This window comes from Streptomyces sp. NPDC044044, assembly GCF_056434405.1.
Genome location: NZ_JBWKFG010000003.1, coordinates 856,117 through 874,336, shown reverse-complemented (window position 1 = coordinate 874,336; position 18,220 = coordinate 856,117). Strand labels below are relative to the sequence as shown.

Genomic DNA, 18,220 nt, shown 5'->3' with positions numbered 1-18,220 from the left:
TGAATGAGCAGCGGTGAAGACAAATCAGCCAGGGAATTCCTCGAATCGCTACATCAGGGACAGGTGTGCAGGGGCCCTGTTTCCGCGGTGACGGACTTCGGAGTGTTCGTGGACCTGGGCGTCACGAAGGGGATCATCACTGTTCCCAATCTCTCATGGCGGCACTTCAGCCACCCATCGGAGGTTGTCGGCGTAGGCGACGAGGTGACCGTATGTGTACTGAGCGTCGACTTGGATCGCGAGCAGGCGTCGCTGTCACTCAAGGAGCTACAGCCCGATCCTTTCCTTGATTTCGCACGCACGCGATTCAGCCGCAATATCGCCGGAACTGTCGCAAAAATTACCCCCATCGGGATCTTTGTCCAGCTTGAGGGAGACATCGAGGGACTCTTGCCCGCTTCGGAGTTCGAAGCGCAGAGGAAGGAAATGGAAATCGGCGACCCACTCACCGTGCGAGTGGACTACGTGAACACCGCAACGCGCCGAATCATGGTGTCTCGCACTGATTCCCAGTCATAGAGCGACGATCGGGCGAAGGTCGGCCGCCCGTGCCCCCAACAGCCCCCGTAGCTTCACACCAATCCGCAACCTCGTATGAACGCACCGTAGTCGCCAGCCCCCCACCCCCATACCGTGTGCCCGTGCAACCGAGCCAACCGCCGCACCAGCCCAATCCGCCCAACCAGCCCACACCCCCGTTCAACTTCCCCGCCGCCCGGCGCCTTCGTGAGGCGCTTGGGATGGCGCACGGGCACGTCGCCTACGGGATGCGGGCGAGCTATGGGCTCTCCTACATCACCCCCGAGACCATCGCCGCCTGGGAACGCGGGCTCGCCGCGCCCACTTCCGCCGAACTCACCGCCCTCGCCGGGACGCTGTGGTGCTCGCCGGGGGAGCTCATGGGCGCCGCGACCACCCTGCGCGAGCATCGGATCGCCCGGGGGCTCGCTCCCGACGACGTGGCCCGGGGGGCCGGGGTCGAGATCCAGGCGTATCTGCGCATGGAGGAGACCAACACCTGGCGCGGCAACGAGCGGCAGTCCGCCGCCCTCGCCGAGGTGCTGCAGCTCCCCCTCCCCGACTTCATCACCGTCACCGGGCGCGCCGACGACCTCGCCGAGCTGCTGCGCAGCGCCGTGAACTCGCGCTGGCAGGGGTATGTCCGGCCCGTCAGCAAGATGCTGCCGGTGCCGAAGCGGCACCTTGAGGACGTGCTGCAGCAGTTGCACGCCGACTATCAGGCCCGCATGGTGCGCACGCTCAGCTGGGGCGGCGGTGCCGGGGCCGATGCCTCGGGGAGTGCCGGCAAGGACTTCCTGGAGAAGATCCTTGAGCACTTCTGGGCCCAGGTGCGGGGGACGGGGCGCTCCTAGCCGGACCCGGTACCTGGCCGGACCCGGTCCCCAGCCGGACGCAGTCCCTGGCCGGGCCCGGTCAGAACACCGACTCCGCTTCGTCCATCCGGTCCTTCGGCACCGTCTTCAGCTCGGTGACCGCCTCCGCAAGCGGCACCATCGTGATGTCCGTGCCCCGCAGCGCCGTCATGCGGCCGAAGTCCTCGCGGTGCGCCGCCTCCACCGCGTGCCAGCCGAAGCGGGTCGCCAGGACGCGGTCGTACGCCGTCGGGGTGCCGCCGCGCTGGACGTGGCCCAGGATGACCGGCTTGGCCTCCTTGCCGAGGCGGGTCTCCAGTTCGTACGCGAGCGCCGTGCCGATGCCCTGGAAGCGCTCGTGGCCGAACTGGTCGATCGCGCCGACACCGTAATTCATGGTGCCCTCCTGCGGGTGCGCGCCCTCGGCCACGCAGATCACCGCGAACTTCTTGCCGCGCGAGAACCGCTCCTCGACCAGTTTGACCAGGTCAGCGGGGTCGAAGGGGCGCTCGGGGAGGCAGATGCCGTGGGCTCCGCCCGCCATGCCGGACTCCAGGGCGATCCAGCCCGCGTGGCGGCCCATGACCTCGACCACCATCACGCGCTGGTGGGACTCGGCCGTCGTCTTGAGGCGGTCCATCGCCTCGGTGGCCACGCCCACCGCCGTGTCGAAGCCGAAGGTGCGGTCCGTCGACGAGATGTCGTTGTCGATCGTCTTCGGGACGCCCACCACCGACAGGCCCGCGTCCGACAGCATCTTCGCGGCCGTGAGCGTGCCCTCGCCGCCGATGGGGATCAGGACGTCGAAGCCGATCTCCTTGGCGAGCGCGGGAGCGTCCTCGCAGGCCGCGCGGAAGCGGTCGCGCTCCAGGCGGGATGAGCCGAGAATCGTTCCGCCGCGGGCCAGGATGCCGCTGACCTCGTTCAGGCCTAGCGAGCGGTAGCGGCCGTCGAGCAGGCCGGCGTAACCGTCCTCGAAGCCGATGACCTCGTCGCCGTAGTGCGTCACGGCGCGGTGCACGACCGACCGGATCACTGCGTTGAGGCCGGGGCAGTCGCCGCCTGCGGTGAGAATTCCGATACGCATCGCGCTGTGTCTCCTGCTCGCTGTTGATGCTTGTGAGCCGGTCTGATTGTTCCATGGCCACGAACCGGTCGCCGCTCACACATCAAGCGTCGCACCGAGCGACACCGCTCACGGCTGTTCCGTCCGGTCCTGGGGAGAAGGCCTTTGGGCCCGCTCCACGAGGCCTTTCGTCCGGCGGGCGACCTAGCCAGCCGCAGAGGTATTGTCAAGAGGGCACGGCAACCATATCGGGGTATTTGTCCGGCCCTGAGGCACCTCGCCCGGTCCCACCGGGAACGCCCGGGAACGCAGGGACACCGCAGCGAAGAAGGGGAGAGCACGCGTGACGCGCAGCGTGTACGTGACCGGGATCGACCGGGGCGACGGCCGCCAGGTCATCGAGCTGGGAGTCATGGAGCTCCTGACCCGTCAGGTCGACCGGGTGGGGGTCTTCCGTCCACTCGTCCATGACGGGCCGGACCGCCTCTTCGATCTTCTCCGCGCCCGCTACCGGCTCGCGCAGGACGCCGCCTCCGGGTACGGGATGGATTACCACGAGGCCTCCGCGATCCAGGCCGAGCAGGGCACCGACGAGCTGGTCTCCCAGCTCGTCGACCGTTTTCACCGGGTGGCCAGGGACTACGAGGTCGTCCTCGTGCTCGGCACGGACTTCGCCGACACCCAGCTCCCTGACGAGCTCTCCCTCAACGCCCGCCTCGCCAACGAGTTCGGGGCGTCGGTGATACCCGTCGTCGGCGGCAAGAACCAGACCGCCGAGTCCGTCCGCGCCGAGACGCGCAACGCCTACCGCGCGTACGAGTCCCTGGGCTGCGACGTCCTCGCGATGGTCACCAACCGCGTGGCGCCCGCCGACCGCGACGAGATCCACGACGGACTCGCGTCCGGCCTGCCCGTGCCGAGCTACGTCCTGCCCGACGAGCCCGCCCTCGCCGCCCCCACGGTCGCGCAGATCACCCATGCGCTCGGCGGCCGCGTCGTGCTCGGCGACGACGCGGGCCTGGCCCGTGACGCGCTCGACTTCGTCTTCGGCGGCGCGATGCTGCCGAACTTCCTGAACGCACTGACGCCGGGCTGCCTGGTGGTCACCCCCGGCGACCGCGCCGACCTCGTGGTGGGCTCGCTGGCCGCACACAGCGCCGGTACGCCGCCCATCGCGGGCGTCCTGCTCACCCTCAACGAACAGCCCGGCGAGGCGATCCTGAAGCTCGCCGACCGCCTCGCGCCCGGTACCCCGGTCATCGCCGTCTCCGGCGGCTCCTTCCCCACGGCGGGCGAACTCTTCGCCCTGGAGGGGAAGTTGAACGCCGCCACGCCCCGCAAGGCGGAGACGGCCCTCGGCCTCTTCGAGCGGTACGTGGACACCGCCGGACTGCGCAGCCGCGTACAGGCCCCCAGCAGCGACCGCGTCACGCCGATGATGTTCGAGCACAAGCTCCTGGAGCAGGCACGCTCCGACAAGCGCCGCGTCGTCCTGCCCGAAGGCACCGAGGAGCGCGTCCTGCGCGCCGCCGACGTGCTCCTTCGCCGCGGTGTCTGCGACCTGACGCTGCTGGGACCCGCCGAACAGATCCGCAAGAAGGCCGCGGACCTCGGCATCGACCTCGCCGACTCGCAGGTCATCGACCCGCAGACCTCCGAGCTGCGGGACGCGTTCGCCACCAAGTACGCCGAGCTGCGCGCCCACAAGGGCGTCACCGTCGAGCTCGCGTACGACGTCGTCGCGGACGTGAACTACTTCGGCACCCTGATGGTGCAGGAAGGGTTCGCCGACGGCATGGTCTCGGGTTCCGTCCACTCCACGGCCGCCACCATCCGGCCCGCCTTCGAGATCATCAAGACGAAGCCCGATGCCTCGATCGTCAGTTCCGTCTTCTTCATGTGCCTGGCCGACAAGGTGCTCGTGTACGGCGACTGCGCCGTGAACCCGGACCCGAACGCCGAGCAGCTCGCCGACATCGCCGTCCAGGCGGCGGCCACCGCCGAGCAGTTCGGTGTGGAGCCGCGGATCGCGATGCTGTCGTACTCGACGGGCACGTCCGGTTCCGGCGCCGACGTCGACAAGGTGCGCGAGGCGACCGAGCTGGTGCGCGCGAGCCGCAGCGACCTGAAGATCGAGGGGCCGATCCAGTACGACGCCGCCGTGGAGCCCTCGGTCGCGGCGACGAAGCTGCCGGAATCGGAGGTCGCGGGCCAGGCCAGCGTGCTGATCTTCCCGGACCTGAACACCGGCAACAACACGTACAAGGCCGTGCAGCGCTCGGCCGGCGCGATCGCCGTCGGGCCGGTGCTCCAGGGCCTGCGCAAGCCGGTGAACGACCTGTCACGCGGCGCTCTCGTACAGGACATCGTCAACACCGTCGTGATCACCGCGATCCAGGCCCAGGGCGGCCCGGCCACCTCCGCATAGCAGTCCCGCACTCCCGTATGACGTCTACAGAAAGCATTCCTCCTGTGACCGCCACCCGCGTCCTCGTCCTCAACTCCGGCTCCTCGTCGGTGAAGTACCAGTTGCTCGACATGCGCGACAGCTCCCGTCTCGCGGTCGGCCTGGTCGAGCGCATCGGCGAGGAGACCTCACGGCTCAAGCACACCCCGCTGACGGGCGGCGGCCAGGAGCGTGAGCGCGAGGAGCCGATCGCCGACCACGAGGCGGCCCTGAAGGCCGTCTCCGCCGAACTGACCGCCGACGGGCTCGGCCTCGACTCCCCCGAGCTGGCCGCGATCGGCCACCGCGTGGTGCACGGCGGCCTGAAGTTCACCGCGCCGACCGTCATCACGGACGAGGTGCTCGCGGAGATCCAGCGGCTCGTCCCGGTGGCTCCGCTGCACAACCCGGCGAACATCACCGGGATCCGCACGGCCCAGGCGCTGCGCCCGGACCTCCCCCAGGTCGCCGTCTTCGACACGGCGTTCCACACGACGATGCCGGAGTCGGCGGCCCGCTACGCGATCGACGTGGCCACCGCCGACCAGCACCGCGTGCGGCGCTACGGCTTCCACGGGACGTCGCACGCGTACGTGTCCCGCGAGACCGCCGGGCTGCTGGGCAAGGCGCCCGAGGACGTGAACGTCATCGTGCTGCACCTGGGCAACGGCGCGTCCGCGAGCGCCGTGCGGGGCGGCAGGTGCGTGGAGACCTCGATGGGGCTCACGCCGCTCGAGGGGCTCGTGATGGGTACCCGTTCCGGTGACGTGGACCCCGCGGTCGTCTTCCACCTGGCCCGCGTCGGCGGGATGTCGATCGACGAGGTCGACACCCTGCTCAACAAGAAGAGCGGCCTGGTCGGTCTCTGCGGCGACAACGACATGCGGGAGATCCGGCGCCGCATCGACGGGGGCGACGAGGCGGCCGCGCTCGCCTTCGACATCTACATCCACCGTCTGAAGAAGTACATCGGCGCCTACTACGCGGTGCTCGGCCGGGTGGACGCCATCGCGTTCACGGCGGGGGTCGGTGAGAACGCGGCGCCGGTGCGGGAGGCTGCCGTCGCGGGTCTGGAGGAGCTGGGGCTCGCGGTCGACGGAGAGCTCAACGCTGTACGTTCCGACGAGGCCAGGCTCATCTCGCCGGAGTACGCGCGGGTCGCGGTCGCCGTCGTCCCCACGGACGAGGAGCTGGAGATCGCGCGGCAGACCTATGCACTGGTCGGAAACCCGTCATAAACGCAATACATCAGGAATTCATTACCGCAACGCCTGAGCGCACTTCCGCCCATTTGTAGATTCCACCAGACGGAATATTCCGAAGCGAAACAAACCGATAGGATCGCCCCCATGCGCCGTTCCAAAATCGTCTGCACGCTGGGCCCCGCCGTCGACTCCGAAGAGCAGCTCGTCTCGCTGATCGAGGCCGGCATGAATGTGGCCCGCTTCAACTTCAGCCACGGCACGCACGCCGAGCACCAGGGCCGGTACGACCGTGTCCGTGCCGCTGCCGAGAAGACCGGCCGTGCCGTCGGCGTCCTCGCCGACCTGCAGGGTCCGAAGATCCGTCTGGAGACCTTCGCCGAGGGACCCGTCGAGCTGGTGCGCGGTGACGAGTTCACCATCACCACCGAGGACGTCCCCGGTGACAAGTCCATCTGCGGCACCACCTACAAGGGCCTGCCCGGGGACGTCTCCAAGGGCGACCAGGTCCTGATCAACGACGGCAACGTCGAGCTGCGCGTCGTCGAGGTGGACGGCCCGCGCGTCAAGACGATCGTCGTCGAGGGCGGTGTCATCTCCGACCACAAGGGCATCAACCTGCCCGGCGCGGCCGTGAACGTGCCCGCGCTCTCCGAGAAGGACGTCGAGGACCTGCGCTTCGCCCTGAAGATGGGCTGCGACATGGTCGCCCTCTCCTTCGTGCGCGACGCCGGCGACGTCAAGGACGTCCACAAGGTGATGGACGAGGAGGGCCGCCGGGTCCCCGTCATCGCCAAGGTGGAGAAGCCGCAGGCCGTCGACAACATGGAGGGCGTCGTCGCGGCCTTCGACGCCGTCATGGTCGCCCGTGGTGACCTGGCCGTCGAGTACCCGCTCGAGAAGGTCCCGATGGTGCAGAAGCGCCTCGTGGAGATGTGCCGCCGCAACGCCAAGCCGGTGATCGTCGCGACCCAGATGATGGAGTCGATGATCACCAACTCGCGCCCCACGCGCGCCGAGGCGTCGGATGTCGCCAACGCGATCCTGGACGGCGCGGACGCGGTCATGCTGTCCGCCGAGTCGTCCGTGGGTGCCTACCCGATCGAGACCGTCAAGACGATGTCGAAGATCGTCGTCGCGGCCGAGGAGGAGCTGCTCTCCAAGGGTCTGCAGCCGCTCGTGCCCGGCAAGAAGCCGCGTACGCAGGGTGGTTCGGTGGCCCGTGCCGCGTGCGAGATCGCGGACTTCCTGGGCGGCGAGGCGCTGATCGCCTTCACGCAGTCCGGTGACACGGCCCGCCGTCTGTCCCGCTACCGCGCGGCCCAGCCGATCCTGGCCTTCACCACCGACCAGGCCACCCGCAACCAGCTCAGCCTGAGCTGGGGCGTGGACTCGTACGTCGTGCCGCACGTCGACAACACCGACGCGATGGTCGAGCTCGTCGACGCCGAGCTGGTCCGTCTCAACCGCTTCAACGACGGCGACACCGTCATCATCACGGCCGGTTCGCCCCCCGGCGTCCCCGGCACCACCAACATGGTCCGGGTGCACCACCTGGGCGGCGGAGACCGCGACTGAGGTCCTCCGCACGACCTGGTACGACACTGAGGGCGCCCCCTGGTTCAGGGGGCGCCCTCAGCGCTTGTTGCGGCTCCCGGTGGGGTCTTGAGGACCTTGCGGGCCTTGCGGACCGGCCGCGCTGACCGCAGGACGGTCAGTCGGTGATCGTCTGGCTCAGTCCGGGCACGTGCAGGTTGCCGCCGAACTGGCCCGCCTGCTTGACCTTCACATCCGTGAAGTAGATCAGCGGGATGTTCAGGGGCGGCGGGTGCTCCGGGTCGAACGTGATCGGGATCAGGCCGAAGAGCTTGCCGGAGATCGACTCGGTGTACATCGTCGTCTCCCCGCCACGGATCGTGGACGTGGAGCCCTTCTCGGCCTGGACGTGGTACTTCTTGCCGGCCGGTCCTTCGACGATCTGGTGCAGGTCGCCGATGTCCGTGTTCTGGACGACGTACTTCAGTGCCTGCTTGGACTGGCCGTTGGGCATCGTCAGGTTCACGACGCCCTGGTAGTCCGCGCCCTTGAGGGTCAGCGAGCTGGCTTCCAGGTTCCACGGCTGGTTCGGGATCGGCGCGGGCGTCTGCTCGGCCTTTCCGTCGACCTTCTTCTCGACCACGCACGGGAACGGCTTCTTGCCGTTCTCGTCCGGTGCCATCGGGTCCTCGGCCTCGGCCTTGTCCTTGGCCTTGTCGGCAGCTTCTTCAGCCGCCTTCTCGGCCTCTTCCTTGGCCTTGTCGACCGTGTCCTCGGCCTTGTCGGCACCATCCTTGACGCCGTCCGTGACTCCGTCGACGGTGTCCTTGACGGGCTTGGTGACGTCGTCGACCGTGTCCTTCGCCGTGTCCTCGGGGGCCTTGGTCTCCTCCGAGGCGGAGGGGGTCGGCGTGGGGCTCGCGGATTCCTTCTCGTCGGGTGTGAAAAGGTCCTTGAGAGCGGGACCGACACCCAGCGGGTCCAGCGGGTTCTTGGTCTCGGAGGGCTCCGGAGCGGGCTCTTCGGCCTTGTCGGCCCCGTCCTTCGAAGCGGACGAATCCGGCTCGGCCTTGTCGCTGTCCGAGCCCGCATCGTCACCTGCGGAGGGCGAGGGCGTCGGCTCGGCGGTGGCCTCGCCCGAGTCGTCCTTGCCGCTCTTGTCGGCCTTCTCGGCGGCGTCCTTCTCCGCCTGCTCGGCCTTCTCCTTCTCCGCCTTCTGAGCGGCAGCCTCGTCGGCTTCCTTCTCGGTGTCCTTGGAGGCGTCGTCCGGCGCCGTGACGCACGGGCCGTCCTGGAAGGGGTTCTTCGGCAGCGGCTTGGCCTGCGCGAGCTGGGGGGTCAGTCCCATGCCCATGAGGACGGCGGTCGGCATGGCCGCGATGGCTATCGCCTTGCCCGCCGGCACGTGCAGGCGGGTGAGGAGCGGCTTTCTGGGTGCCGCGTGGCGCGGCCCGGATCTCGCGCGGGGCTCACCCGCGGAGTCCAGTTGGTGCACCTCGTCAGCCGGCACGGTGCCTCCCGTTCGTCCCGTTGTCCGGGCTCGTTCCTGACAGATCGTCCGTAGTGCCGCTCACCCCGTTCGCGGCCCCCGCGGCCGCGGGCTCCGGCGCCCCGTCGTCGGACCTGTCGGCCCGTCCCTTCGCGGATCCCTTCGCGGGCTTGTCCGCCGCCCAGGAGATGCCGAGGGCACCGCCGAGCAGGGCGAGCAGGAAGCCGATGACGAAGCCGCCGAAGTTGGAGACCACCAGAGAGACCAGGGCGAGCAGAATCGCCGCGACACCCGCGAAGATCCGGGAATGCGGCTGGAACCACATGGTCAGGCCGAGCACGACAAGCAGGACGCCGATGATCAGCGAGCCGGCACCGGCGGTCGTCGCCATCCGGATCGTCATCGTGCCGAGCGTGAGGTTCGCGTACGGGAAGTACATGATCGGGATGCCGCCGAGCAATGTCAGCAGACCACCCCAGAACGGGCGCTGACCGCGCCACCCTCGGAACGATTGGCGCATCCGACCGAGCTTGTCGCCCAGTCCCACTTGCGCTTCGGCGCTCATGTCGTACAGCTCCTCGGGGAATGGCGTTGGTTCTGTGTGTGCTGCGGATTCGGGCACGGGGACGGTGTGAGGTCATGATTCCGTCGCGCCCCCGCGCCCGGCCGTGCTGCGCAACAAGTACCGCTCTCAAGGCATCAATTGCCTCAGTAGCACTCGTGCTTGCCCTTCTTGACCGACATGGCCAGACCAGAGAGCTTGAAGGTGCCGGCGGTGGTCGCCCACGCACGCTGCTTGACGTCGGTGAACCGCACCTTGTCAGCCTGCTGCGCGAACGAATCCGGGGCGTACTTGTCGTCCTTCGCCGGGCCGGGGCCCTTGGTGGTCCGGTCGACCGAGACGCCGATGTCGACGTTGGTGAACGTCGCATCTGCCTTCAGGTCATCGGCGTCGATGTAGAGCTTCTTCGCCTCTACCCTCGGGCCGCCCTTGGCGCCGGCCTTGAGGGTCATCGACACATCGCCGAAGACGGGGACCGGAACGACGACGGACTGACACAGGTTGGTGATCTTGGCCGAGTTGAGGCCGACGACGGCGACCGGGTGGTTACCCGACTTGCCGCTGTCAAGCGCCCCGTACTGGACGAAACCCGTACCGTCGAGCTGGTCGGCAGTCACCTTGAACTGCTGACCGGACACACTGAACGATGCCGCAAGTGCACCCTGCGAGAGGGCCACACCTATCGCGGCAGTCGCCGCGACGCTCGGCACCATGACTACGGCGAACCGCTTCCATCTGGTTCCGCCACGAGCCACGGACTCCATGACTTTCCTCCTTCTCGGACGTACATCTCCGGCCCTGACTGCTCCCGTTCGGGCGGATCAGTCGGGCAGGGATGGGAGAAGCGCTACGTCCTCGGGAAGGAGAGCGCCCGCATGGGAGGCGCGCAACTGCGCCACTCAGCACCGGCGATCACCCCCGAGCGACAACCACTGGTCGCACGCGACACGCACAACCTGCCGGACAGGCCCTGCCGGATGGCAGAGACCCCCCTGTCCAAGACCGGTGACGGGGTGTCTCCGGCCTGCTCGGTGGGGACCCAGAAACCCCGCTCCCGACTGGCTTTCGGGCTGCGGGTTATTGGACCGAGCGTCGCCGATCGTGGTGCATTCTCGGCCCCCGCACAAGGGGGTTCGTTACTGGCTAGTAACGGCGCGATAACCGAAGCACGACCGCGCGGTATCGGTCGGCCACAGACGGTGTGCCCATAGCCAGGAACAGACCGGGATGTTGAAGGGCACAACAGGACAGAAGACTGGCCTGGGCTTACTCCAAGTAACAGTGGCCGCGTTTACCAAGATTTGGTAAAGCGCGGCCACTGTGACGCCTTGGAAGCGATTTTTTCACTCGGGCATCACAAGCCCCAGCGTTTAGGGACTGGTCAGCGAACGACTCGCGAGGGGTCGAACAGCCTGGCGCACGAGTGACCGAACGGCTGTGTCAGAAGAGCACCCGTGCGAGCTGCGTGCGCGCCGCGGTCACCCGCGGGTCGTCCGAGCCGACCACCTCGAGGAGTTCGAGCAGCCGCACGCGCGCGGCGTCCCGGTCCTCGCCCGCCGTACGCCGGACCGCCTCGATGAGCCGCCCGAACGCGTCCTCCACATGACCGCCCACCAGGTCCAGGTCGGCGGCGGCGATCTGCGCGGCCACATCGGCGGGACGGTCGGCGGCGTCCTTGCGGACCTGCTGCGCGTCCAGGCCCTGGACACGCTGCAGCAGTTCGGCCTGGGCGAGGCCGAGCTTGGCCTCCGTGTTGCCCGGGTCGTCGCTCAGCACATTGCGGTAGGCCTGCACGGCGCCCGCCAAGTCGCCCGCGTCCAGCGCCTGGACGGCGGCTTCGAGCAGAGCGTCGTAAGGACCGGCGGGCACCTCGGCGACGGGGGCCTCCTGCTGCTCCCCGCCCTGGGCGTCCGCGTCGACGACGATGCCGGTGAGACCGAAGCGCTCCTCGCCGACCTGGATCAGCTGGTCCAGGGTCTGGCGGATCTGCTCCACCGGGGCCGCGCCCTGGAAGAGCGGCAGGGCCTGTCCGGCCACCACCGCGAAGACGGCCGGGATCCCCTGGACCCCGAACTGCTGCATCAGCATCTGATTGGCGTCTACGTCGATCTTGGCGAGGACGAAGCGGCCGTTGTACTCCCGCGCCAGGCCTTCGAGCAGCGGGCTCAGCTGCTTGCACGGCTCGCACCACTCGGCCCAGAAGTCGATGACGACGGGCACTTCGGTGGAGCGCTGGAGGACCTCGCGCTCGAAGCCCGCCTCGTCGACGTCGATGACGAGACTCGACGGGGAGACCGCGGGGACCGCGCCCCCGCCCTGCCTGGCCGCTTCGGCGCGCGCCTGCTCCGCCTTCGCCTTGGCCTCCTGGGCCGCCTTCACGGCGGCGAGGTCGACGACTCCGCTCATGGACATGTTCCGTGGCTGCATGAGTACATCCTCCCCCAAGCCGTGCGGGAACCGCGCCCGTCCGGAGCCCCCCGCCGGATTGCGGGGCCGCGGACGGCCGTGGCGCCAAGGTCCCGAGGAGGACCGATGGTTGTGGCGCGGGGTCCCCACCCCGTGCCGATGCCTGCTGCTGTGGTTGTCACTGTGCTGTGTCGCTGTGCTGTGTCGCTGGTTGCCGCTCGGCGAAGGAGCGTGGGCGCCGAGGAGGAATTGCCGTTCGTCCCGCCCACATCTCTTTCGCTACGAGTCGTAGCGTAACTGCCGTGCGCTGCCGCGTGGGAGGCGGGCCTGCCCGAACTTCGGTGATCTGCCTCACTCGGCCGCCGCTCCGGCCTCTTCCGTACTCGCCGGTATGGTCACGGGATGCAGAGCCGCATCCCCCCTCACGCCCGCACCGGCGGCCGCCCCCGCAACGCCGCGGCGGACACCGCGATCCTGGAGTCGACCCGCCGGGCCCTGGTCGAACTCGGCTGGTCCAAGCTGACGCTCGGCGACGTCGCCACGCGCGCGGGGGTCGCCAAGACGACTCTGTACCGCCGCTGGGCGGGCAAGAGCGAGCTGGTCGTGGACGCGGTCGCGGAGCTGTTCGACGAGCTTGAGCTGCCGGACCGCGGCAGCCTCGCGGCGGACATCGAGGGTGTGGTGCTCCAATTCGCGGCGCTGCTCGGCCGTCCCGAGACGAAGACGGCGCTGATGGCGGTGGTGGCCGAGTCGACGTCGGACGAGCCGCTGCGGGAGCGGATCCGTACGTCGATCGTGGACCGCCAGAAGCGGCTTGTCCTCGCGGGGCGGAAGCGGGCGCAGGAGCGGGGCGAACTCCCTCCGGAGCCGGACCCTGCCGCCGCCGGGCGGACGGCCGACCTCATCTTCGACGTGATCGCCGGAGCGGTGGTCCACCGCGCCCTGGTCAGCGCGGAGCCGGTCGACGAGGACTGGGCCACGCGTTTTACGTTGCTGCTGCTGGGCGGATTGGCGGCCGCAGCAGGGGCTGGCCCCGGGGCCTCCACCGCCCCCTGACGCCACCCCTCCACGGGACAGCAAGCCTGCGGCTACGGCCACCCCCGGTCCACGGCTTCCCCTCACCCTGCGGCTGCGGCTGCCCCCGGGCTGCGGCTTCCCTTCACCCTGCCGGGCGGCGCCTGCGGCTGCGGCTGCGGCTGAACCCGGGCCGCGGCTTCCCCTCACCCGGCGGCTGAACCCTGGCCGCGGCTTCCCTTCACCCGGCGGCTGATCCCTGGCCGCGGCTTCCCTTCACCCTGCCGGGCGGCGTGCCTGCGGCTGCGGCTCCAACAGACCCTGAGCCGCCGCTTCGCGGCGGATGTCTCCCACCCACCCACCCGATTACCCCGCAGCACGCACGGCGACCACCGCCCTCCCCGGGACCTGCACCAGGCACCACCGGGAATCGGGCGGGCGGGCGGGGGAAACCGCCGCGAAGCGGCGAACAGAACCGCACCGCAAGACCACCACCCAAGCAACGCACCCCCAAGACCCCGGGCAATCGGGCGGGCGGGCGGGCAAGACCGCCGCGCAGCGGCGAACTGAATCACACGCCGACGTGAGCAGCCAAGCCACCCCCCACCCCCCACCCCAGATGACCCGGTGCAATCCGGCCGCCGGGCAGAGGGAAACACTGCTCAAGCCCACCGCAGGTGACCCTCAGACCTGGTAGCGATCCGCCGCAAAGAGGCGGAGGTTCTCCGCGACCCACTCCGACGTCCGCTTCAGGCCCTCCGCCAAGGAGACCTCCGGAGTCCACCCCGCCCACTCCCGCGCCCGGGAGTTGTCCGAGAGGAGCCGCTGCACCTCGCTGCCCGAGGGGCGCAGACGCGCCGGGTCCACGACCACCTCCGCCGCCCGCCCCGACGCCTCGATCAGCGCCTCCGCCAGATCACCGATCGAGATCTCCTGGCCCACCCCGAGGTTCACCGCGTGCCCCACGGCCGCCTCGCACGCCGCCAACGCCATGAAGCCCCGCGCGGTGTCCGTCACGTACGTGAAGTCACGCGTGGGCGTGAGCGAGCCCAGCTTGATCTCCCGTGCCCCGGAGTGCAGTTGGGCAAGGATCGTGGGGATCACCGCGCGGGCCGACTGGCGCGGACCGTACGTGTTGAAGGGGCGCACCACCGTCACCGGCAGCTCGAAGGCGTGCCAGTGCGACAGCGCCATCATGTCGGCGCCGATCTTCGAGGCGGAGTACGGGGACTGGGGCTGGAGCGGGTGCTCCTCCGAGATGGGGGCGGTCAGCGCCGTCCCGTACACCTCGCTCGTCGACGTGTGGACGAGCCGCCGCACCGCATGCCGCCGGCACGCCTCCGCCACGTTCTCCGTGCCGACGACGTTCGTCTGGACGTACGCCCCCGGTGAGTCGTACGAGTACGGGATCCCGATCAGTGCGGCCAGGTGGAAGACCGTGTCACAGCCCTCCACCGCGTCCATCACACGCCCCGCGTCCCGGACGTCGCCCGCGAGCATCTCGACCCGCGGGTCCCCGAGGAGATGCGCGAGGTGGCCCTTCTCCGCGTACGGCTTGTAGTGCACGAAGGCGCGGACCTTCGCACCCTGCTCCAGGAGCAGATCGACGAGCGTCGAGCCGATGAAACCCTCGGCCCCGGTGACGAGGACGGTGCGACCTACCCAGCCGAAGGTGCCGTCGTCCAGGGTGGCGTTGCTGCTCGTGCTCATGCGTACTCCAAGTGCGTGGTGTGGTGGGTGAGTTGGATGACCCGCTCGGCGAGCAGGTCGGCGGCGCGCGCATGCGGACCCGGATCGGCCGCCCCGCTCATCGCGGCGAGCCGCGCCGGATCGGCGAGGAGCGGCCCGACGAGCTCAGCGAGCCGCGCAGCCGTCGTCTCGCCGTCGGGCAGGAGGAGCCCCGCGCCCGCGTCGGAGAGGACCCGCGCGTTGTGGGTCTGGTGGTCGCCGGGCGCGTGCGGGTAGGGGACGAGCACGGCCGGGACGCCGGTGGCGGCGAGTTCGGCGACGGTCGCCGAACCGGCGCGGCAGACCACCAGGTCGGCCGCGGCGTACGCGAGGTCCATCCGGTCGAGATACGGCACGGCCTTGGCGACCGCGTCCCCGCCCGACTCCACGAGCCGCCGCCGCGTCGCGTCGAGCGCGGCGGGCCCCGTCTTGATCAGCAGATGGACGTCGGAGCGGTGCCGCCAGCTCGCCGCGAGCCCCACCGCGGCCTCGGTCAGCCGGGCCGCGCCGAGGCTGCCGCCGTTGAAGAGCAGCATCCGGGCCCCGCCCGGCACCCCGTACTCCCGGCGGGCCTCGGCCCGCAGCGCCCCCCGGTCGAGCACGGCGAGCGGCGCCGCGATGGGCATCCCGGTGGTGTACGCGCGCTCACCGCCCGGCAGATGCTCCCGGCTGCGGTCGAAGGCGACCGCGATGTTCGCGGTGAGGCGGGCCGCGAAGCGGTTGGCGCGGCCGGGCACGGCGTTGGACTCGTGGATCAGGCTGGGCAGCCCCGCCATGCGGGCGCCGACGATGACGGGAGCGCTGGGGTAGCCGCCCATCCCGACGGCGACCTGCGCGCCCTGCGCCCGCAGGATCGTCCGGCACTGGGCGCCGGACTTCACCAGGGCGGCGGGAAGGAGGTACCGCTTGGCGCCGAGCGAGGGGTCGAAGGGGATCATGTCGACGGTGTGGAGGCGGTACCCGGCGTCGGGTATGAGCCGGGTCTCGAGCCCCCGTTCCGTACCGACGAAGGAGACGACCGCGCCCGGCACGGCACGCCGCAGGGCGTCGGCGAGGGCGAGCCCGGGATAGATGTGTCCACCGGTGCCGCCCGCGCCGATGACGACGGAGAGAGGGGCACGGGCCCCTGACTCGGGAGATCGCATATCGGGTGTTCGCATGGCAATGGAGCATCACGAGCAGGTCTAAGAGGGTTTTAAGAGCAGCGTTTGGCACCTTTGGAGCATGAGATCTCCGAGGAGCTCGCCCTGCGGGCAGCCAGGCCGCCCCCGTCGCACCCAGGCAGGTCCGGCGTGACCACACCTCCCGCTCCCAAGATCCTCGTGGTCGACGACGACCCGGAAGTCCGCGCGGCGGTGGAGGACGCCCTCACGATCGAGGGCCACTTCGTCCGGGGCGCCGCCGACGGCAGCCGCGCGCTCGGCGCCATCGCCCGGTGGGAGCCGGACCTCGTGGTCCTGGACGTGATGATGCCGGTGATGGACGGCCTCGCCGTCTGCCGTCAGATGCGCGCCATCGGCGACCGCACCCCGGTCCTCGTCCTCACCGCGCTCGGCTCCGTCAGCGAACGCGTCGACGGCCTCGACGCGGGCGCCGACGACTATCTGGTCAAGCCCTTCGCCCTCGACGAGCTCGTCGCCCGTGTCCGCGCCCTCCTGCGCCGCGCCGCACCGGAGCAGCACTCCCCCGCCGACGGCGACGACCTCGCGTACGCCGATCTCGTCCTGGACCCGGCGACCCGCACCGGCCACCGCGGCCACCGCGCGGTCGAGTTCAGCCGTACCGAGTTCGCCCTGCTCGAACTGCTCCTGCGCAACGCGGGTCAGGTGCTCCCGCGCGAGCTGATCCAGGAGTCGGTCTGGGGGCGCGACTTCGGGCCCGACTCCAACTCCCTTGCCGTGTACGTCGGTTACCTGCGCCGCAAACTGGAGTCGGGCGGCGAGCCCCGCCTGGTGCACACCGTGCACGGCGTCGGCTACCGGCTCGGCAGCCCATGAGCGCCCGGCGCAGGCTCGGTGCCCGGTGGCGGCGCAGGCGTCCGCTGCGCACCCGGCTCGCGCTCGCCGCGGCGGCGGCCGTCGCGCTGGTCGCGGTCGGGGTGTGCGTGGCCGCGTTCCTCGTCATCCGCTACAAGCTCTACCAGCAGCTCGACCAGAACCTCGCCCAGTCGGCGACCCTCATCGCCCAGCAGCGGAACTACGACGCCGAGCCGGGCGTCGTGACGGGCGAGTGCCGCTTCCTCGGCGCCCCCGCCTGCTCGCAGATCGTCCCGGCCGACCCGGCCGACGATCCGTCGAAGCCCTATCTGCTGCCGGTGACCCACTCCACCCGGCTGGTCGCGGGCGGCAAGGCGGCGCCGTACTACACGAGCCTCACGCTGCAGGGGCGGCCGACCCGGATGTACACCACCCACTACGGCAAGGGCGATGCCGTCCAGGTCGCCCTGCGCGCCGACATCGCCGAGCGCGGCGTGCGGCAGGCCGCCGGGCTGCTCGCCGCGGTGGGCGGCGCCGGGGTGCTCCTGTCGGGGCTCGGCGGCTACTGGGTGTCGCGCACCGGCCTCGCCCCGGTCGCCCGTCTCACCGCCACGGCGGAGCGCATCGCGGCGACCCGCGACGCCCGTCACCGCATCGAGCTGCCGCCGGGGCCGCCGGGCCGCGAGGACGAAGTGACGCGCCTGGCCGCCTCGTTCAACGCGATGCTGGCCGAGCTGGAGAAGTCGGTCACCGCACAGCGCCGCCTGGTCGCCGACGCCTCGCACGAGCTGCGCACTCCGCTGACGGCACTGCGGACGAACGCCGAACTCCTCGCCCGCGCCGACCGGTTGACCGACACCCAGCGCGAACGGGCGTCGGGCGCGCTCGCCCGCCAGCTGCGCGAAGTCACCGGCATGGTCAACGACTTGATCGAGCTGGCCCGCGACGAGGAGCCGCAGCCCCTCCTGGAGGAAGTGCGGCTCGCTCCGCTGGTCGCGCATGTCGTGGACGCGGCGCGCGGCCACTGGCCGCAGGTGCCCTTCACGCTCCAGGTGACGCCGGAGGCGGCGGACCTGCGCATCCCCGGGGTCCCCGCGCGCCTCTCGCGCCTCGTCACCAACCTCCTGGACAACGCGGCCAAGTTCAGCCCGCCGGGCACCCCCGTGGAGGCTTCCCTCACCGCCACCGCCCTGACGGTCCGCGACCACGGGCCCGGCATCGCGGAGGAGGACCTGCCGTACGTCTTCGACCGCTTCTACCGCGCCGAGAAGGCCCGCGCCCTGCCGGGCTCGGGCCTCGGTCTCGCGATGGCCCGCCAGATCGCCCACGCGCACGGGGCGGAGCTCTCGGCGGAGAGGGCGCCGGGCGGGGGCGCACTGTTCAGACTGACGCTGGGCCAGAATTAAGCCCGTCCGGCGATTG

General features: G+C 70.2%; 15 protein-coding genes. 8 read left to right on the top strand and 7 right to left on the bottom strand.

What is annotated here, in order from left to right; translation table 11 throughout:
• Positions 1-3: 3 nt before the first annotated feature.
• A complete protein-coding gene (locus AC07AG_RS14945) occupies positions 4-519 on the top strand; it encodes a S1 RNA-binding domain-containing protein (RefSeq protein WP_478755239.1) in 516 nt (171 codons plus the stop codon).
• A 116-nt stretch (positions 520-635) separates the two neighbouring features.
• Positions 636-1,373, top strand: a complete 738-nt coding sequence (locus AC07AG_RS14940; protein ID WP_478755237.1) for a helix-turn-helix domain-containing protein — start codon at positions 636-638, stop codon at positions 1,371-1,373.
• A 61-nt stretch (positions 1,374-1,434) separates the two neighbouring features.
• Here the strand turns inward: AC07AG_RS14940 and AC07AG_RS14935 are convergent, their stop codons facing one another.
• The gene (locus AC07AG_RS14935; protein WP_478755235.1) at positions 1,435-2,460 is read right to left on the bottom strand and encodes a 6-phosphofructokinase; all 1,026 of its coding nucleotides are present in this window, start codon (positions 2,458-2,460) and stop codon (positions 1,435-1,437) included.
• Positions 2,461-2,782: 322 nt separating this feature from the next.
• On the opposite strand from AC07AG_RS14935, the gene pta reads away from it, so the two are divergent.
• The 3 genes from pta (at position 2,783) to pyk (ending at position 7,665) form a co-directional block, all read left to right on the top strand.
• Positions 2,783-4,867 (top strand): phosphate acetyltransferase, encoded by a 2,085-nt coding sequence (gene pta, locus AC07AG_RS14930; RefSeq protein ID WP_478755233.1) that lies wholly within the window; start codon positions 2,783-2,785, stop codon positions 4,865-4,867.
• A gap of 44 nt (positions 4,868-4,911) precedes the next feature.
• The gene (locus AC07AG_RS14925; RefSeq protein WP_478755231.1) at positions 4,912-6,123 is read left to right on the top strand and encodes an acetate kinase; all 1,212 of its coding nucleotides are present in this window, start codon (positions 4,912-4,914) and stop codon (positions 6,121-6,123) included.
• A gap of 111 nt (positions 6,124-6,234) precedes the next feature.
• Positions 6,235-7,665: a pyruvate kinase gene (gene pyk, locus AC07AG_RS14920; RefSeq protein WP_478755229.1), complete on the top strand. Its 1,431-nt coding sequence runs from the start codon at positions 6,235-6,237 to the stop codon at positions 7,663-7,665.
• Positions 7,666-7,801: 136 nt separating this feature from the next.
• Here the strand turns inward: pyk and AC07AG_RS14915 are convergent, their stop codons facing one another.
• The 4 genes from AC07AG_RS14915 to AC07AG_RS14900 all read right to left on the bottom strand — a co-directional run bounded on the left by AC07AG_RS14915 (position 7,802) and on the right by AC07AG_RS14900 (position 12,101).
• On the bottom strand, positions 7,802-9,133 hold the full coding sequence (locus tag AC07AG_RS14915; protein ID WP_478755227.1) for a hypothetical protein: 1,332 nt from the start codon (positions 9,131-9,133) through the stop codon (positions 7,802-7,804).
• Positions 9,123-9,677 carry a DUF6114 domain-containing protein gene (locus AC07AG_RS14910; RefSeq protein WP_249587683.1) on the bottom strand — a complete coding sequence of 185 codons (555 nt, stop codon included), beginning with the start codon at positions 9,675-9,677 and terminating at the stop codon, positions 9,123-9,125. The genes AC07AG_RS14915 and AC07AG_RS14910 overlap by 11 nt, the downstream gene beginning before the upstream one ends.
• A gap of 143 nt (positions 9,678-9,820) precedes the next feature.
• Positions 9,821-10,438, bottom strand: coding sequence for a DUF6230 family protein (locus tag AC07AG_RS14905; RefSeq protein WP_478755225.1), 618 nt, complete (start codon positions 10,436-10,438; stop codon positions 9,821-9,823).
• Between the two features lie 676 nt (positions 10,439-11,114).
• Positions 11,115-12,101: a tetratricopeptide repeat protein gene (locus tag AC07AG_RS14900; RefSeq protein ID WP_478755223.1), complete on the bottom strand. Its 987-nt coding sequence runs from the start codon at positions 12,099-12,101 to the stop codon at positions 11,115-11,117.
• 381 nt (positions 12,102-12,482) lie between these two features.
• Here AC07AG_RS14900 and AC07AG_RS14895 point away from each other — a divergent pair, with 381 nt between their 5' ends.
• Complete coding sequence (locus tag AC07AG_RS14895; protein ID WP_478755221.1) at positions 12,483-13,136, top strand: TetR/AcrR family transcriptional regulator; 654 nt, start codon at positions 12,483-12,485, stop codon at positions 13,134-13,136.
• A 642-nt stretch (positions 13,137-13,778) separates the two neighbouring features.
• Here the strand turns inward: AC07AG_RS14895 and AC07AG_RS14890 are convergent.
• Together AC07AG_RS14890 and AC07AG_RS14885 are read right to left on the bottom strand one after the other, a co-directional pair.
• Positions 13,779-14,804, bottom strand: a complete 1,026-nt coding sequence (locus AC07AG_RS14890; protein ID WP_478755219.1) for an SDR family NAD(P)-dependent oxidoreductase — start codon at positions 14,802-14,804, stop codon at positions 13,779-13,781.
• Positions 14,801-15,982, bottom strand: a complete 1,182-nt coding sequence (locus tag AC07AG_RS14885) for a UDP-N-acetylglucosamine--N-acetylmuramyl-(pentapeptide) pyrophosphoryl-undecaprenol N-acetylglucosamine transferase (RefSeq protein WP_478755217.1) — start codon at positions 15,980-15,982, stop codon at positions 14,801-14,803. Before AC07AG_RS14885 ends, AC07AG_RS14890 begins: the two co-directional genes overlap by 4 nt.
• Positions 15,983-16,114: 132 nt before the next feature.
• Here AC07AG_RS14885 and AC07AG_RS14880 point away from each other — a divergent pair, with 132 nt between their 5' ends.
• Positions 16,115-16,819: a response regulator transcription factor gene (locus AC07AG_RS14880; protein ID WP_478755215.1), complete on the top strand. Its 705-nt coding sequence runs from the start codon at positions 16,115-16,117 to the stop codon at positions 16,817-16,819.
• The gene (locus AC07AG_RS14875) at positions 16,816-18,204 is read left to right on the top strand and encodes a sensor histidine kinase (protein ID WP_478755213.1); all 1,389 of its coding nucleotides are present in this window, start codon (positions 16,816-16,818) and stop codon (positions 18,202-18,204) included. The genes AC07AG_RS14880 and AC07AG_RS14875 overlap by 4 nt, the downstream gene beginning before the upstream one ends.
• Positions 18,205-18,220 lie beyond the last annotated feature (16 nt).

Coding starts and splice junctions, on each gene's coding strand:
- AC07AG_RS14945 (WP_478755239.1), top strand. CDS start 4: ATGAGCAGCGGTGAAGACAAATCAGCCAGGGAATTCCTCGAATCGCTA.
- AC07AG_RS14935 (WP_478755235.1), bottom strand. CDS start 2,460: ATGCGTATCGGAATTCTCACCGCAGGCGGCGACTGCCCCGGCCTCAAC.
- pyk (WP_478755229.1), top strand. CDS start 6,235: ATGCGCCGTTCCAAAATCGTCTGCACGCTGGGCCCCGCCGTCGACTCC.
- AC07AG_RS14910 (WP_249587683.1), bottom strand. CDS start 9,677: ATGAGCGCCGAAGCGCAAGTGGGACTGGGCGACAAGCTCGGTCGGATG.
- AC07AG_RS14905 (WP_478755225.1), bottom strand. CDS start 10,438: ATGGAGTCCGTGGCTCGTGGCGGAACCAGATGGAAGCGGTTCGCCGTA.
- AC07AG_RS14900 (WP_478755223.1), bottom strand. CDS start 12,101: ATGCAGCCACGGAACATGTCCATGAGCGGAGTCGTCGACCTCGCCGCC.
- AC07AG_RS14895 (WP_478755221.1), top strand. CDS start 12,483: ATGCAGAGCCGCATCCCCCCTCACGCCCGCACCGGCGGCCGCCCCCGC.
- AC07AG_RS14890 (WP_478755219.1), bottom strand. CDS start 14,804: ATGAGCACGAGCAGCAACGCCACCCTGGACGACGGCACCTTCGGCTGG.
- AC07AG_RS14885 (WP_478755217.1), bottom strand. CDS start 15,982: ATGCGAACACCCGATATGCGATCTCCCGAGTCAGGGGCCCGTGCCCCT.
- AC07AG_RS14875 (WP_478755213.1), top strand. CDS start 16,816: ATGAGCGCCCGGCGCAGGCTCGGTGCCCGGTGGCGGCGCAGGCGTCCG.